Below are 15,005 nucleotides of genomic sequence, written 5' to 3'. Positions count from 1 at the left end.
GTGGAGCGGATGGAGGTCCGTTCATCGCGAGGTTCCTGTGCGTGGTGGGCTTCCGCCCTGGCAAAGCCGGGCCGGGCCCGTGGCGGGGCTTCCCCGCCGCGCCTGCTCGGTGTAGAACCGCATCCATCGTTGCTACCGAACGACTGCCGCATGAGCGACATGAGCTTGCTGATCCGCCTGGCCGAAGACGACGACGACTTCATCCTGGGACTGGTCCCGCGCTTCGTGGACTTCCCGTTGCCACCCTGGCGCAAGCGCCACGAGTGCATCGAGGGCATCCGCAAGGATCTGCTGCGGCATCTGGAGGACGGGACCGCCAACGATTTCCTTTTTGTCGCCGAAGATGGCGATGGCACCGTGGTCGGCTTCATCGAATTGCAGAAGACGCAGGATTTCTTCACCGGCCGCACCAACTGCCACATCAACAACATCGCGGTGGCGCCGGCCCATGAAGGCCGCGGCGTGGGCAAGGCGCTGATGGCCCACGCCGAGAACTGGGCACGCGAGCACCGCTGCGCGCTGATCACGCTGGCGGTGTTCCCGGGCAACGAACGCGCCCGCTCGATCTACGAGGCAGCCGGTTACGGCGTCGACCTGCTGCGGATGGTCAAGCCGGTCCGCTGATCAGGACCCTGCGGCGCGGCAAAAGCATCGCCCGCAAGCGGGCCGCTACCAAGTGGTCTCGGGCCGCAGGTAGCGCCCGGCGAGCGCCGGCATCACCAGCAGGTTGAGCACGGTGGAGCTGAGCAGGCCACCGAGGATCACGATCGCCATCGGCCCCTCGACTTCGCGCCCGGGTTCACCGCTGCCGAGCGCCAGCGGCAGCAGGCCCAGCGCGGTGACCAGCGCGGTCATCAGGATCGGCGTCAGCCGCTCGCGCGCGCCGCGCAGGACCGTGAAGCGGTTCCAGTGCGCCCCTTCGGTCGCGACCAGGTGCTCGTAGTGGGCGATCAGCAGAATGGTGTTGCGCGCGGCGATGCCGAACAGGGTGACGAAGCCGACCAGCGCGCCGATCGACAGCACGCCACCGGCCAGTGCCGCGGCGATCACGCCGCCGACCAGCGCAAAGGGCACGTTGGCCAGGATCAGCGCCACGCTGCGCCGGTCAGGGAAAGACAGCAACAGCAGCACGATGATCGCCGCGCCGGCCAGCGCGCTGTGCAGCAACAGTGCGTGCTGCGCGGCCACCGCGCCCTCGGCGGCGCCGCCGAACTCCACGTAGTAGCCGGCGGGCAGTTGCAGTTGCCGGTGCAGCGCCGTGCGCGCCTGCGCCACGAAGCCGACCACGTCCGGACTGGACGGGGTCACCGCCAGCACCAGCCGGCGCCGGCCGCCCTCGTGCTGCACGCTCGCCCTGCCCTTCACCAGGTCCACGGCGGCGACCTCCGACAGCGGCACGCTCTGGCCGTCGGCCGCCGGCAGCAGCAGTGCGCCCACCGCCTCCGGATCGCGCACGGTCGCGTTGTCCAGCGTGAGCCGGATCGCCACCGGCTGCACGCCCCGGTAAACCTCGCCCACGATCACGCCCTGGTGTGCGGCGGCAATCGCATCGAGCGCGTCGGTCATGTGCAGGCCGCGCGCAGACAGCCGGTCCGGATCCGGCGCAATCCGCATGGTCGGCACGCTGGGCGATTCGGCCAGCCGCACGCTGCCGGCCCCGGGCAGCGCCTGCACGATCGCCTGCGCCCGGGCGGCCAGCGCGTCGAGCCGGTCGAGGTCGGCTCCGTAGAGGCTCAGCGTGACCGGCGCGGTTTCGCCCGAAAGCGATTCGCTGATGCGGTCGCCCAGGAAGGTCACTACTTCCGAGCCCAGCCCCGGATAGCCGTCCAGCAGCCTGCGCAGCGCGTCCTCGATCCGCACCTGGGCGTCCGCCGCGAGGCCGGGCTTCAATTCCACATGCAGCTCGCCGCGGTTGGGCGGCCAGGTATCCTGCACCGCCTCGGCGCGGCCCATCTGCAGCGACACGCTGGCGACGCCGGGGATCGCCAGCACGCCGCGGCTGATCCGCTCGCCGATGCGGTCCATTTCCGCCAGCGAGGCGCCCGACGGGCCGGTGATCTGCAGTACGAAGTGGCCTTCGCGGAATTCGGGCAGCAGCTCCGCGCCGAAAAATGGAAGCGCCGCCACCGCCAGCGCGCCGACCACCAGCGCGGCGAGCAGCAGCGCGCGGCCGTGCGGCAGCGCGCGCTCGAGCAGGCGGTGCTGAGCAAGCTTCATGCGCTTGAGCCAGCGCGGTTCGCGATGGCGGCGGCCAGGGCGCAGCAGCCACAGGCACAGCGCCGGCGTCACCGTCAGCGCCATCAGCAGCGAGGCGAAGGTCGCCAGCAGGAAGGCGCCCGCCAGCGGCGCGAAGAAGCTGCCCTGCAGGCCCGGCAACAGCAGGATCGGCACGAACACCAGCCCGACCACCACGGTGGCCAGCACCACCGGCCGGCGCACTTCGAGCGAGGCGGCCAGGATGGTATCGATGCGCGGCATGCCCTCGACGGCCGTGCGCAGGCGCCGGTCGATGTTCTCCACGTCGATGATCGCGTCGTCCACCACCACGCCCAGCGCCACCGCCAGGCCACCCAGCGTCATCGTGTTGATGGTCCAGCCGAACCAGCGCAGCGCGAGCACGGCCAACGCCAGCGACAGCGGGATGCTGACGAAGGAGATCAGCGCGGTACGCCAGTCCTTCAGGAACAGCACCAGCACCAGCAACACCAGCGCGGCGCCGAAGGCCAGCGCGTCGCGCATGTTGGCCAGCGCGACCTCGACGAAGGTCGCCGGGCGGTGCAGCGCCGGCACCAGCGTCACGCCCTGGGCGGCGAGCATGGGCTTGAGATCGTCCAGCGCCCTTTCGACCGCACGGGTCACTTCCAGCGTATTGCTGCCGTACTGGCTGGTCATCGCGACCAGGATGCCGGGGCGGGCGTCGATGCGCGCATCGCCGAACGCCGGCGCGGCGGCCACGCCGACGCTGGCCACGTCCGCCAGCGTGACGTTGCGCCCGGCGTGGCGGGTGAGCACGGTGCGGCCCAGTTGGGCCGGGTCGCTCAAGGCCCCGTCGGCCTCCAGCACCACGCGCTGGCTGGGCGTGTCGATGTAGCCGGCGCCACGCACGCCGCTGGCCGCGGCGGCCGCCGCGCGCACGTCCTCCAGCGTGAGGCCGTAGGCCGCCAGGCGGTCCGGGTGCACGCGCACATCCCATTCGCGCACGCCGCCGCCGAACACGATCGCGTCGGCCACGCCGGGCACGGCCAGCAGGCGCGGCTTGACGGTCCAGTCGGCAAGGTCGCGCAAGGCCAGCGGATCGAGCTTGTCGCTGACCAGGCCGATCTTGAGCAGGTCCATGGTCGAGGAAGTCATCGGACTGAGCGACGGCGCGTCCACGCCGGCGGGCAGGTTCGCCGCCGCCTCGCTGACACGCTCGGCCAGCAGTTGGCGGTCGCGGAAGGGATTGCTGCCGTCCTTGAACACCACGTCGATCACCGCCAGGCCCTGGATCGACTGCGAACGCACGGTGTCCACCGCGGTGGTGCCGTTGACCGCATTCTCGATCGGCTGGGTGACGCGCTGCTCGACCTGCAACGCCGTGAAGCCCGGCGCCTCCACCTGCACGGTGGCCTGCGCCGGCACGAAATCGGGAAAGACGTCGTAGCGCGCGACGAACAGTCGCTGCACGCCCAGTGCCAGCAGCAGCACGGCCAGCAGCACCACCCAGCCGGCGGCGCGCAACGCGCTGCGGACGATCGCGCCGAGCACGACGTCAGTCGTCCGAGGCGTCGGCGGCGCTGCCGGGCACGGGCGCGGCATCGACCGCGACCAGTGCCTCGGCGCCCTGCACCACCACGCGCTCGCCGGGCCGGAACGGCGGGCCGACCAGCCAGCCGGCCGGCGTCATCGCGCTCGGGTGCACCGCGCGGCGCTCGAACCGGGTGGCCCCGGTGGCGACGTAGGCCCAGTCCAGCCCGTTCCAGCGCACGATCGCCGCGCGCGGCAGCAACACGCCGCGCACCGGCCTGCCCTCGCCGTGCAGTTGCGCGGTCAGCACCATGCCCGGCACCAGCGGGCCGGCATCGGCCTGCAGCAGCCAGCCGGCGGCCAGGCCGGAAGTGCTGCGCGGCAGGCGGCCGAGCACCTGCGCGAGCGCGTCGGCCCCATGCGGCATCTGCAGCGTGGCGGCACGCACCTTCAAGGTCGCATCCGGGCGGCCCAGCGGCTCGGCCCGGAGCAGCACCTGGTCGCCGCGCACCAGCGCGTCGAGCAGCCGGTCGCGGCGCGCGGGGGCCATGTCCGCAAGGTCGTCGCCCCAGGCGCTGCGCAGCGCCACGCGCGCCTCGCGCAGTCGCGCCTGGTCTGCCGCCGCCTGCGCCTGCGCCGACTCCAGCGCCTTGCGCGACGCGTTGCCCTCCGCGGCGAGAAGGGCCTGCGTGCGTGCCAGCTCCGCGCGGGAGGCACGCGCCGCCGCCTGCGCCGCCTCGAGTTCGTCGATGGCCTTGGCCAGCGGCGCCGGGTCGAGCACGTCGGCCACTGCGCGTGTCGTGGGGGGCATCTCGCCCTGGGCAAGGGTCGCCAGGCGCAGGCCAAGCCGGGCCTGGGATGCAGCATCCAGTTCGGTCGCGGCGGCGCTCGCGGCCAACAGGGCGAACAGCAGGGCGATCGGTGCAAGGCGGTTCATGGGCGGTCTCCCTCGGCGGGCCGGAGCGCGGCCTCGACCGGATCCAGCGGGGTGCGCAGCGCATCTTCGAGCGCGGCCTCGGCCTGCCACGCGGTATCGAGCGCGGTCAGCGTCGACTGGCCTGCGGCGAGAGCGGCAAGGCGTTGTTCCAGCAAGGCGGTGCGGTCGATGGCGCCGAGCGTGAACGCATGCTCGGCCTGATCGCGCGCGCGGGCGGCCGCCTGCTCCCCCGCCCGCGCGGCGTCCAGCGCCGGCAGCGCCGCAGCCAACCGAGCGCGCGCCGCGTCGATGGCGCTGGCGATGTCTGCCTGCACTGTGCGCACGTGCGCCGCGGCCGCCTCGCGCCGCGCGCGCGCCTCGGCGATCGGTCCCTGGTTCTGGTCGAACACCGGCAGGCTGAGGCTGGCGTTGAAGGTCAGTTTGCGGATGCCGTGGTCATAGGTGTAACCCGGCCCCAGCGAGAGCTGCGGGTACTGCGCATGCACCTGCTGGTGCAGCTCGGTCTCGCGGCTGGCGTAGTCGACCAGCGCGCGTTCCACGTCGCTGCGCGCCAGCAGGGCGTGGTCGGCCAGCGTATCCAGTCGCGCGGGCGGCGGCGCGGTGGGCCGGTCGAAGTCGTTCCAGCGCAGGTCCACCCCCTTGAGCGCAGCCACCGGCAGGCCGATCGCACGTGCCAGTTGCGCCTGCGCCCCCGCGACGCGCTGGCCGGCCGCGGCCTGGTCGCTGCGTGCCCGTGCCAGCGCCTGCACGGCCTGCAGGGCGATCTGCGGGGCATCCTCGCCCAGCGCCACGCGCTGGCGGGCGGCCTGTTCGAGCGCGCTCGCGGCGGCTACCGTGCGGGTGGCCAGGGTCGCCTGCCGGTGGGCGATCAGTCGCTGTTCCAACGCATCGCGCACGGCACTGCGCACGCTCCAAAGCTTGCCTGCGTAGTCCAGCCGCGCCGCGCGCACGCCCTGGTCGGCCAGTTGCATGCGCAGGCGCCGGCGCAGGCCGCCATCGAGCAGAAAATCGGTGCTCAGGCCCCACAGCCACGGCGCGCCGTCGGCCTGCGCCTGGGTATAGCGCTCCAGCGCCAGGCCCAGCGTCGGGTTGGCGCGCGCCTTCGCCGTCTGCACCGCGGCGCTGGCCTCGGCCAGGTGCGCGCGCGCCTCGGCCACGTCCGGGTTGAGCGCAAGCGCGGCGAGCACCAGTTCGGCCCGGCCATAGCGTTCGGGCGGCCATTGGCCGCGATCACGCGAGGGCAGCCACGGTCGCAACCGTGCCGCCAGGGCGGGATCGTCCAGCCGACGCGCCTGCCATTGCACACGCGTGGCGGCCGGATCGACCGGCGCGGCACGGTAGGTGGCGCAGCCCACCAGCTGAATCGCCATCGCGGCGCTGGCGGCCAGGCAAAAAAAAGGATGGCGCATGGGCGCCATCCTTGCAGAACGTGCTTAGCGCTCTCTAAGGCCGCCCGAGGGCGGCCCCGGCGCCTTCCGGCCTCAGGCCTTGGCGCGCTCGCGCTGATCCAGGCGCTGGGCCAGGCGGTCGATGTTGGGCAGCGACAGCAGGTGCGCGTAGATCCAGCCCATCACGCCTTCCTTCAGGAACTCGTGCGCGGTCTTCTCGTCGAGCTGGCGCAGCTTTTCCTCGTTGACTACGAACAGGCCGTTGAGGTTGATCGCGTTGCCGTCCTTCTCCAGGCGGATATTGCGCGGCTCGAGCAGATCGTGCTTGCGCAGCAGGTCCATGAACGCATGCGTGCGCGTCACGTGCTGCTGGAACTCGCCCAGGAAGCCGACGGCGTTGGCCAGCATCTCGCTGTCGCTACCGTCTTCCTTGAACAGGCGCTCGCCTTCCTCGCTGCCGAAGCCCTCGTAGGACTCGTCCAGGAACACGGTGAAGTCGTCGCCCTCGGTGCCTTCGGGCTTTTCAGCCAGGATGAACGGGTAGCGGCGCACGAAGGCCGGGACGTAGACGCCCTGCGCCCAGCGGCCCTCTTCGTCCACCAGCAGGTTCTCGTTCTGGCGCAGGCCCAGCAGCGCCATCGGGCCGGCGTCTTCCATGCTCTGGCCGGCGAACAGGATCGGTACGTCGCGCGCGGCGATCGGGAACTCCGCGGCCGTCAGCGGCACGGAGTGCGCCGCGGCGGCGAACTTCACGCCGGGAATGCTCTTCAGGCGCAGATCCTTGTGCTGGGTGCGGTTGAGCGGCACCGGGCGCTCGTAGAAAAGTACTTCAGCCACGTCTTCTTACCTCTGCCCCGCCGTGCCGGGGTCGCCACCGATGGCTCCCCCTCCCAAACCCGGCGTCGGGTCGCGAATCCGTGACTATATCAGCGGCCACGCGCCCGGGCGAATGGCCCCCGACCCCGGCGATCTGCCAAGCGCGTCAAATGCTTACCGCGCGCCGGGCGCCGAAATTGGGCTATGCTCGAAGCACGAGCGCATCGCTGCACCACCTCCGCCGCATCTCATGAACTGGCTGAAGGAAACCGCATGCTGATGGATCTGCCACGCCGGGATCTCAACGCGACCCGGGTGCTTTCGCTGGACGCCGCCGGCCGGATCCTCGACTGGATCAGCTGGCAGGACGCCGTTTGCCTCTACGTGCGCGAGGCCGTGGCCTGGACCCTGGGCGACCCCTGCCTGACCGTCCATGGCGGCCACAACCGCGCCCGCGGCGAACGCAGCAGGCTGGACCTGCACCCGATCATCGCCAGCACCGGCCATTGCCGCGACCACGCGATCGACCCGGCGCCGGCGCTGACCAATACCGCCTTGTTCGCCCGCGACCGCCATCTTTGCCTGTATTGCGGCAACCAGTTCTCCCGCGGCGAGCTGACCCGCGACCACGTCGAGCCGGTCTCGCACGGCGGCAAGGACGAGTGGGAGAACGTGGTCAGCGCGTGCCTCAGCTGCAATCTGAAGAAGGCCAACCGCACACCGCAACAGGCCCACATGCCGCTGCTGGCCGTGCCGTACCGGCCCAGTTGGGTGGAGCATCTGATCCTGTCCAACCGCAACATCCTGGCCGACCAGATGGAATTCCTGGTCAACCACCTGCCGCGCGACCGGCGGCGGGCGATGAGCTAGCGAAACTTCTCGCCCTGATCCGCGTCCGCGTCGTCGCGATCCGCACTGGCCTTGGCCAGTTCGCGCTCGATCTCCCTGATCTCCTCGCAAGCCTCGTCCGACTCGTCCTCGGCGCGGGCGCGATGGCCGGCGCGTTTCGCCTGGCGGGCCTCCTCTTCCTTGTTGTGAGCGAGCTTGCGGTAGTTCTCCCGGATGCGCTCGAGTGCTTCCTCGTCGAGGTTGTCGACGTCCAGCAGGCTGTTGCGGGCTCGCGTGGCGCGTATCAGCTCGTCCAGCTTGATCTGGAGGGCGGCACTGTCGCGGTTCTGGCTGTTCTGGATCAGGAACACCATCAGGAAGGTGATGATGGTCGTTCCGGTGTTGATCACCAGCTGCCAGGTGTCGTTGAAGTCAAACATCGGTCCGGTGATCGCCCACAGGACGATGACCGCCGCGGCAATCAGGAAGGCGGTGGGCTTGCCCGAATAACGGGCGGTGGCCTCTGCGAAGCTGCGGAAGGCCGTGGATAGCTTGGACATGGGTGGCGTCTCTGGCCGTGGTCGCCGCCAGCTTGCGAGCGATTTCGTGTGCCCGGTGTGCACGGCGCCCGCTTCCGTTCACGTCGCCGCCCTTGCCCCGCCCTGCGGCTGGGCCAACAATATGCGGATGATCGACCCATCCCGTTATCCCCACCTGGCCCGCATCGAGGCGCCGGACGACCTGCGCCGCGTGCACGATGCCGAGCTGCCCGCCGTCGCCGACGAGTTGCGCCAGTACCTGATCGAGTCGGTCGCCAGCTCCGGCGGCCATTTCGGCGCAGGACTGGGCGTGGTCGAGCTGACCGTGGCGCTGCACCACGTGTTCGACACGCCGCGCGACCGGCTCGTGTGGGACGTGGGCCACCAGTGCTACCCGCACAAGATCCTCACCGGCCGGCGCGACCGGATCACCACGATCAAGAAGAAGGACGGCCTGGCGCCGTTCCCGCGCCGCGAGGAAAGCGAGTACGACACCTTCGGCGTGGGCCACTCCTCCACCTCGATCTCGGCCGCGCTGGGCATGGCGATCGCCGCGCAACGCAAGGGCGACGACCGCAAGGTCGTGGCGGTGATCGGCGACGGCGCGATGACCGCCGGCATGGCCTTCGAGGCCCTCAACCACGGCGGCGACGTCGAGCCGAACATGCTGGTGGTGCTCAACGACAACGGCATGTCGATCAGCGAGAACGTCGGCGCGATGACCAAGATGATGGCGCGCGCGATGGCCAGCCGCCGGCTCAATGCCGTGCGCGAGCGGGCCAAGAAGGCGATTCCGAGGCAGTCGCTGTTCGGCCGCTTCTTCAAGAACTGGGAGGAGCACGCCAAGGGCATGTTCCTGCCCTCGACGCTGTTCGAGGAACTGGGCTTCCACTACACCGGCCCGATCGACGGCCACGACCTCCCGGCCCTGCTGCGCGCGCTGCGCACGGTCAAGAACCTGCCCGGACCGCAGTTGCTGCACGTGATCACCACCAAGGGCAAGGGCTACGCGCCGGCCGAGCAGCAGCAGATCGAATACCACGCGGTCGGCCCGTTCGACCCGGTCGCCGGCGTGGTGAAGAAGAACGCGCCGGCCAAGCCGACCTACACCGACGTCTTCGGCGATTGGCTGTGCGACATGGCCGCCGCCGACGAGCGGCTGCTGGGCATCACGCCGGCGATGCGCGAAGGTTCCGGCCTGGTGCGCTTCTCGAAGGAATACCCCAAGCGCTACTTCGACGTGGCGATCGCCGAGCAGCACGCGGTGACGCTGGCCGCCGGCATGGCCTGCGAGGGCGCCAAGCCGGTGGTGGCGATCTACTCGACCTTCCTGCAGCGCGCCTACGACCAGGCGATCCACGACGTGGCGCTGCAGAACCTGGACGTGACCTTTGCGATCGACCGCGCGGGGGTGGTCGGCCCGGATGGCGCCACGCATGCGGGCAGCTTCGACCTGTCGTTCCTGCGCTGCCTGCCGAACATGCTGATCATGGCGCCCTCGGACGAGAACGAGTGCCGGATGATGCTGTCCACCGGCTTCGCGTATGCGGGTCCGGCGGCGATCCGCTACCCGCGCGGCACCGGCCCCGGCGCCGCCGTGCGCAAGGAGCTGGACACGCTGCCGATCGGCAAGGCCGAGCTGCGCCGGCGCGGCCGTGGCCTCGCCATTCTGTCCTTCGGGGCGATGCTGGCGCCGGCCGCGGTAGTCGCGGCGGAGCTGGATGCCACGCTGGTCAACATGCGCTTCGTCAAGCCGCTGGACGAGGCGATGATCCTGGAACTGGCCAGGACGCACGACGCGTTCGTGACGCTCGAGGACAATGCGATCGCCGGTGGCGCGGGCTCGGGCGTGGCCGAGTGCCTGGCCGCGCACGGCATCGTCAAGCCGGTGCTGCACCTTGGCCTTCCGGACGTCTACCTGGAGCATGGCAGCCGCGAGGAAGTGCTCTCCATGGCGGGGCTGGACCTCCCCGGCATCCGCAATGCGATCCGCGCGCGCTTCCCGTCGGTGGCGAGCGCGGCCGCCAGCGCAGGCTGAAGGGCGCTCGCGCGCAGAAGCGCGCCTGCAAGGACGACCCGCACCCCACCGTGCCGCTGGCGATCAAGGCGCGCGACCACCACTGACGCGGTCGCGCTGTTCGAGGTCCTGCGCGGTGAATACCTCGTGGTAACCGGCGGCTTCGAGCAGGCCGCGCGCGGCCGCCCCCTGATCCCAGCCGTGCTCGAACAACAGCCATCCATCCGCCGCCAGGTGCGTGCGCGCATCCCGGACGATGCGCCGGATGTCGTCCAGGCCATCGTGTCCCGAGGCCAATGCGCTGGCCGGTTCGAAGCGCAGGTCGCCGTCGCTCAGGTGCGGGTCGCCCGCGGCGATGTACGGCGGATTGGAAACGACCAGGTCGAAGCATTCGCCGGCCAGCCCGCCGAACCAGTCGCCGTGGGCAAAGGATACGTTGCGGATCCGGTTGCCTTCGGCGTTGCGCCGAGCGACGGTCAGCGCCGCGACGCTGGCGTCGGTGGCGAGCACCCGCGCGTGCGCGCACTCGCGCGCGATCGCCAGTGCGATGGCACCGCTGCCGGTACCCAGGTCCACCACGCGCGGCGAGCCTTCCTGCGGGAGCCGCGCCAGCGCCAGTTCCACCAGCAGCTCGGTTTCCGGCCGGGGAATCAACGTGGCTGGCGTCACCTCCAGCTCCAGCGTCCAGAAGCCCCGGCGGCCGGTGAGATAGGCCACCGGCTCGCCTTGCTCGCGACGGGCCAGCAGGCGCTCGAAGCGCTCGGCCGCAGCCTGGTCCAGGCCATCGTCGGCGTGCGCTATCAACCAGCTGCGTGGCTTGTCCAGCACATGCGCGAGCAGGATCTCCGCATCCGCACGCTCGCCCAGGCGGGTTGCGGCCCGTGAAAGGAGTTCGCGCGGGGACGTCATGGCGGATCCGGAGTCGGCAGGAACCCGCAGTGTAAATCCCGACCGCATCCGTTCCGGGCGCCCGGACGTAACTACGTTGTTTGCCGGAGTCATGCGTGCACCTGGGGTCTTCATCGTGGCGGCGGCTGCCTGGCCACCTGGCTTTCCTGATCGGCGCCTGCCTCCTCGGCGGATGCCAGACACTGTTCTTCGGCGGGCTCAACGCAGTCACCGGGGCACGCGGCGTACAGGCCACCCGTGGCGTGGTCTTCGATCCGGCGCGCGGCCTCGCGCTGGATGTCTACCGGCCGCCCGGCGCATCGGGCGCGCCGGTGGTCGTCTTCTTCTATGGCGGCAACTGGAAGTCCGGCCAGCGCCAGTGGTATCGCTGGGTGGGCGAAACCCTGGCACGCCACGGCGTGGTCGCGGTGATACCGGACTACCGCAAATGGCCCGGGGCAAGGCTGGACGGCTTCATGCATGATGCCGCCCGCGCGGTGGCATGGACCCGCACGCATGCGCAGCGGTTTGGCGCCGATCCGCGCGCGCTGTTCGTCATGGGGCATTCGGCTGGCGCGCACATCGGCGCCTTGCTGGCGACCGATGCCCGCTGGCTAGGCGCCGAGGGCATGCTGCCGCGCGACCTGAGGGGTTTCATCGGCCTGGCCGGCCCGTACGACTTCCTGCCGCTCACGGACCCCGACTTCGTCGACATGTTCGGCGACACCCGGACCGCGCAGTTGCGTTCGCAGCCGGTGCACTTCGTCACGGGCGATGAGCCACCGATGCTCCTGTTGCAAGGTGGGGCGGACGACATCGTGGCTTCCCGCAACGCTTCGTCGCTGGGGCAGGCGCTGCGGCGTCACGGCGAGCCGGTGACACTCGAGCTCTACCCGGACGTGGGGCATGCCGGCATCCTGCTGGCGCTGGCGCAGCCGTTCAGGAGCAAGGCCCCGGTGTTGGTCGACCTGCTGGCGTTCGTCCGGGCGGAGGCACCCGTCCAGCCGCTGGCGGTCCCCACGGCGGAGTGACGGTCGTCCAAAAAAAAGCCGGGCGTTGCCGCCCGGCTTTCGACTCCAAGCGTCAGGCTGGTGTCAGTGCAGGATCGCCTGGGGGTCCTGCTTGGCCTTCAGCGCCGTGCACAGCAGCGTGTCCTCGGTGGTCTGCGCGAGGCCGCGCTCGGCACCGGTGACGTCCTTGGCTCGGGTCTTGAAGAACGCCTGCAGGCGATCGGCTTCCTCCTGCGAGCAACCACCGCCACCCATCAGGCCAGGCAGGCGGCCGCCGGCGAAGCTGCCGGTGCGCTCGACGATGCGGTCGTAATGGGCGACCGCCCATTTCCACATCGCGTCACGCTGCGCGCGCGTCTCGCGGCTGCCCCGGAGCAGGGCCGCCATCTCGCCGACCTTGACCTGCTTGTCCAGCGCGAAGTTGCGCACCTGCTCGGCCAGGGCCGGGTCCTCGACCGCGCTCAGGCCAGCCAGCATGGCGTTGCGCTGGGCCGGATCGGAGGTCTTGGGCAGCTCGGCGATGAGCGCGTCGACCGCACTCTTGCCGTGCTCCTGCACCGCCACCGCGAGCGCGGTGTCGAGCAGGTCCGGGTCGGCGGCGTCGAGGTTCAGGTGACCGTCCGCCTTGCGCTGGAGCGCCGCCTCACCCTGCTTGAGCAGTTCGGCGCGCACCTGCGGCAGCTTCACGTCCAGCGCGAGGAAGCCTGCCAGCGTGCTGCGCAGCAGGGAATCGTCGTCCGGCTCGTTCGCCTTGCGGTGGTAACCGAGCAGCTCCATGCGCGGCAGGTAGGCGGACTTGGCCCAGGCATCGAGGGCATTGCGTTGCGCGTCGTTGCCGGCCAGGTAGCGGTTGATCCACTCGAAGCTGGCCATCGGCGCGGTTGCCACCGCACGCACGCGCGAGGCGGTCAGCGGCTTGAGCGCCGCCAGCAGGTCGCCCGCATTGATGTCGCCATGGTGGAAGCTGGCGTCGGCCGCGTCGGCATAAGCCAGTTGTTCGGCGTCGGTCAGGTGGCTGATCTGGTCGCCAAGGCGCGCGAGGTCGCCCTTGTCCATGCCGAAGCGGTAATAGCCGCTGGCGTTGGCGTTGGGCATCACCCAGGTGTTGGCGCTGGCACCCGGCAGCGCGATCGTGCCGGCGGCCTTTTCCAGCAGCTCGCAGTTGACCTTGCTGCCGTCGGCGGTGCCGTAGCGCACGCACACCGGCACGCCCCAGACGTGCTTCGCGTCGCCCTTGCTGCCCACCGGCAGGTAGCGGCTCTGGCTGAGCTTGAGCACGGTCTGGCCGTCCTTCTGCATCAGCTGGGTCTGCACGTAGGGCACGCCGGGCTGGTTGAGGAAGCTCTTGAAGGCCTGCTTGAAGTCCTCGCCCTTGTCAGCGGCCTTGGCGATCGAGTCGACCAGGTCGTCTGCGGTGGCGGTGGAGAACTTGTGGTCCTGGATGTACTGGCGCATGCCCTGCTGGAAGGTCTTCTCGCCGACGTAGCCCTCGAACATGCCGAGCACGCTGGCGCCCTTCTGGTAGGTGATCGAGTCGAACGCGGTCTCGATGTCGCCGTTGCCGGTGATCGGCTGGCGGATCTTGCGCGCGGTGACCAGGGCGTCGTTGTCCATCGCGTACTGCGCGCCGCGCACGCGGTCGAGGTCGGCGCGGTACTCCGGATGCACCTTCATCGTCACCTTCTGCTGCATCCAGGTGGCGAAGGCCTCGTTGAGCCAGATGTCGTTCCACCAGGCCGTGGTGACGGTGTCGCCGGTCCACTGGTGGGCCAGCTCGTGGGCGTTGACGTTGAACGAGCCGCGCACGTACTGCGCCGGGGAGTCCGGATCGAGCAGCAGCAGCCAGTCGCGGAAGGTCACCAGGCCCGCGTTCTCCATCGCGCCGGCGGAGAAGTCCGGCGCGGCCAGCAGGTCGAGTTTGTCCCACGGGTAGCCGAAGGCGTAGTAGTCCTCCAGCGTGTGGATGATGCTCGGCGTTTCCGAAAGCACATGCTGCATGCGGTGGCCTTCGCCCTTGGCGGCGATGCCGCGCAGCTGCAGCGGGGTGGCGCGGTAGGCGTCCGGCGAGATGTCCGGGCCGGCGACGATGTCCCAGGGGCCCACGCCGAAGGCGACCAGGTAGGTCGGCAGCGGCTTGGTGGTGGAGAAGGTCAGCGTCTTCCAGCCCTCACCCGCGGCCACTTCCTTGACTTGCTTGGTGTTGGCCACCGCCTTCTCGTCGCTGGGGATGGTCAGGCTGATGTCGAACGGCGTCTTGAAATCGGGCTCGTCGAAACCGGGGAAGGCGTAGCGCGCGCTGATCGGCTCCATCTGCGTCATCGCGTAGGGCTGGCCTTCGTGACTGACCTTGTACAGGCCCTGCAGCTGCTGGTTGAGCGGCGCGGTGTAGTCGAAGCTCAGGGTCAGCTCCTGCGGCTTGAGCGTGTCGGCGAAATCGACCCTCACCACGCCCTCCTTCGGCGCCGCTTCGACGTACTTGGCGCCGTGCGTCTTGCCGGCGGCATCGGTCACGGTGACCTTCGAGACCTTCAGATCGTGCCCGTGGAGCCAGATGTGGTCGGAGGCCTGCTTGAGGTCCACCTTGATGCGCGTGGTACCGGAGAATTCCTGCTGGCGCGGGTCGACCTTGAAGGACAGCGCATAGGATTCGGGCACCGCCCAGCGCGGCAGCTTGCCGTGCGGCACGGAGTCGGACGTGGCGGCAAAGGCGGCACCGCAGCAGGCGGCCAGCGCGGTGAGCACGAGCGGTTTGACGAGTCGACGCATGGTTTGTTTTCCCCAGGGACTGTGAAGGCAAGTTCCCGAACCTAGGCCGGGCATGACTTGTGACACAGTGCCAAAAGGCATGGCCGGGTT

At 70.2% G+C, this 15,005-nt stretch carries 11 protein-coding genes; 4 read left to right on the top strand and 7 right to left on the bottom strand.

Features of this window, described 5'->3' with window-relative positions; all coding sequences use genetic code 11:
• Nucleotides 1-150 precede the first annotated feature (150 nt).
• Nucleotides 151-624: a GNAT family N-acetyltransferase gene (locus tag ACFWZU_RS03220; RefSeq protein ID WP_439699968.1), complete on the top strand. Its 474-nt coding sequence runs from the start codon at nt 151-153 to the stop codon at nt 622-624.
• A gap of 45 nt (nt 625-669) precedes the next feature.
• Here the strand turns inward: ACFWZU_RS03220 and ACFWZU_RS03215 are convergent, their stop codons facing one another.
• The 4 genes from ACFWZU_RS03215 to ACFWZU_RS03200 all read right to left on the bottom strand — a co-directional run bounded on the left by ACFWZU_RS03215 (nt 670) and on the right by ACFWZU_RS03200 (nt 6,888).
• Nucleotides 670-3,747, bottom strand: coding sequence for an efflux RND transporter permease subunit (locus ACFWZU_RS03215; protein ID WP_439699967.1), 3,078 nt, complete (start codon nt 3,745-3,747; stop codon nt 670-672).
• Nucleotides 3,748-3,751: 4 nt separating this feature from the next.
• Nucleotides 3,752-4,663: a hypothetical protein gene (locus tag ACFWZU_RS03210; RefSeq protein WP_439699966.1), complete on the bottom strand. Its 912-nt coding sequence runs from the start codon at nt 4,661-4,663 to the stop codon at nt 3,752-3,754.
• On the bottom strand, nt 4,660-6,072 hold the full coding sequence (locus ACFWZU_RS03205) for a TolC family protein (protein WP_439699965.1): 1,413 nt from the start codon (nt 6,070-6,072) through the stop codon (nt 4,660-4,662). Before ACFWZU_RS03205 ends, ACFWZU_RS03210 begins: the two co-directional genes overlap by 4 nt.
• Nucleotides 6,073-6,144: 72 nt before the next feature.
• Nucleotides 6,145-6,888 (bottom strand): SapC family protein, encoded by a 744-nt coding sequence (locus ACFWZU_RS03200; RefSeq protein WP_439699964.1) that lies wholly within the window; start codon nt 6,886-6,888, stop codon nt 6,145-6,147.
• A 252-nt stretch (nt 6,889-7,140) separates the two neighbouring features.
• Here ACFWZU_RS03200 and ACFWZU_RS03195 point away from each other — a divergent pair, with 252 nt between their 5' ends.
• Entirely contained in the window at nt 7,141-7,737 is a 597-nt protein-coding gene (locus ACFWZU_RS03195) for an HNH endonuclease (protein WP_439699963.1), read from the top strand.
• On the opposite strand, the gene ACFWZU_RS03190 is transcribed toward ACFWZU_RS03195, so the two are convergent.
• Nucleotides 7,734-8,255 (bottom strand): low affinity iron permease family protein, encoded by a 522-nt coding sequence (locus ACFWZU_RS03190; protein WP_439699962.1) that lies wholly within the window; start codon nt 8,253-8,255, stop codon nt 7,734-7,736. The two genes, ACFWZU_RS03195 and ACFWZU_RS03190, sit on opposite strands and share 4 nt — an antisense overlap.
• A 127-nt stretch (nt 8,256-8,382) precedes the next feature.
• On the opposite strand from ACFWZU_RS03190, the gene dxs reads away from it, so the two are divergent.
• Complete coding sequence (gene dxs / locus ACFWZU_RS03185; protein WP_439699961.1) at nt 8,383-10,272, top strand: 1-deoxy-D-xylulose-5-phosphate synthase; 1,890 nt, start codon at nt 8,383-8,385, stop codon at nt 10,270-10,272.
• A gap of 63 nt (nt 10,273-10,335) precedes the next feature.
• On the opposite strand, the gene prmC is transcribed toward dxs, so the two are convergent.
• Nucleotides 10,336-11,160 (bottom strand): peptide chain release factor N(5)-glutamine methyltransferase, encoded by an 825-nt coding sequence (gene prmC / locus ACFWZU_RS03180; protein WP_439699960.1) that lies wholly within the window; start codon nt 11,158-11,160, stop codon nt 10,336-10,338.
• A gap of 95 nt (nt 11,161-11,255) precedes the next feature.
• Between prmC and ACFWZU_RS03175 the strand changes: the two genes are divergently transcribed.
• Nucleotides 11,256-12,170, top strand: coding sequence for an alpha/beta hydrolase (locus ACFWZU_RS03175; RefSeq protein ID WP_439699959.1), 915 nt, complete (start codon nt 11,256-11,258; stop codon nt 12,168-12,170).
• A 63-nt stretch (nt 12,171-12,233) separates the two neighbouring features.
• Here the strand turns inward: ACFWZU_RS03175 and ACFWZU_RS03170 are convergent, their stop codons facing one another.
• Entirely contained in the window at nt 12,234-14,915 is a 2,682-nt protein-coding gene (locus tag ACFWZU_RS03170) for a M1 family metallopeptidase (RefSeq protein ID WP_439699958.1), read from the bottom strand.
• Nucleotides 14,916-15,005 lie beyond the last annotated feature (90 nt).

This window comes from Frateuria sp. GZRR33 (genome assembly GCF_051900425.1).
GTDB lineage: Bacteria > Pseudomonadota > Gammaproteobacteria > Xanthomonadales > Rhodanobacteraceae > Frateuria_A.
This window is presented reverse-complemented; position numbering and strand designations above follow the sequence as displayed.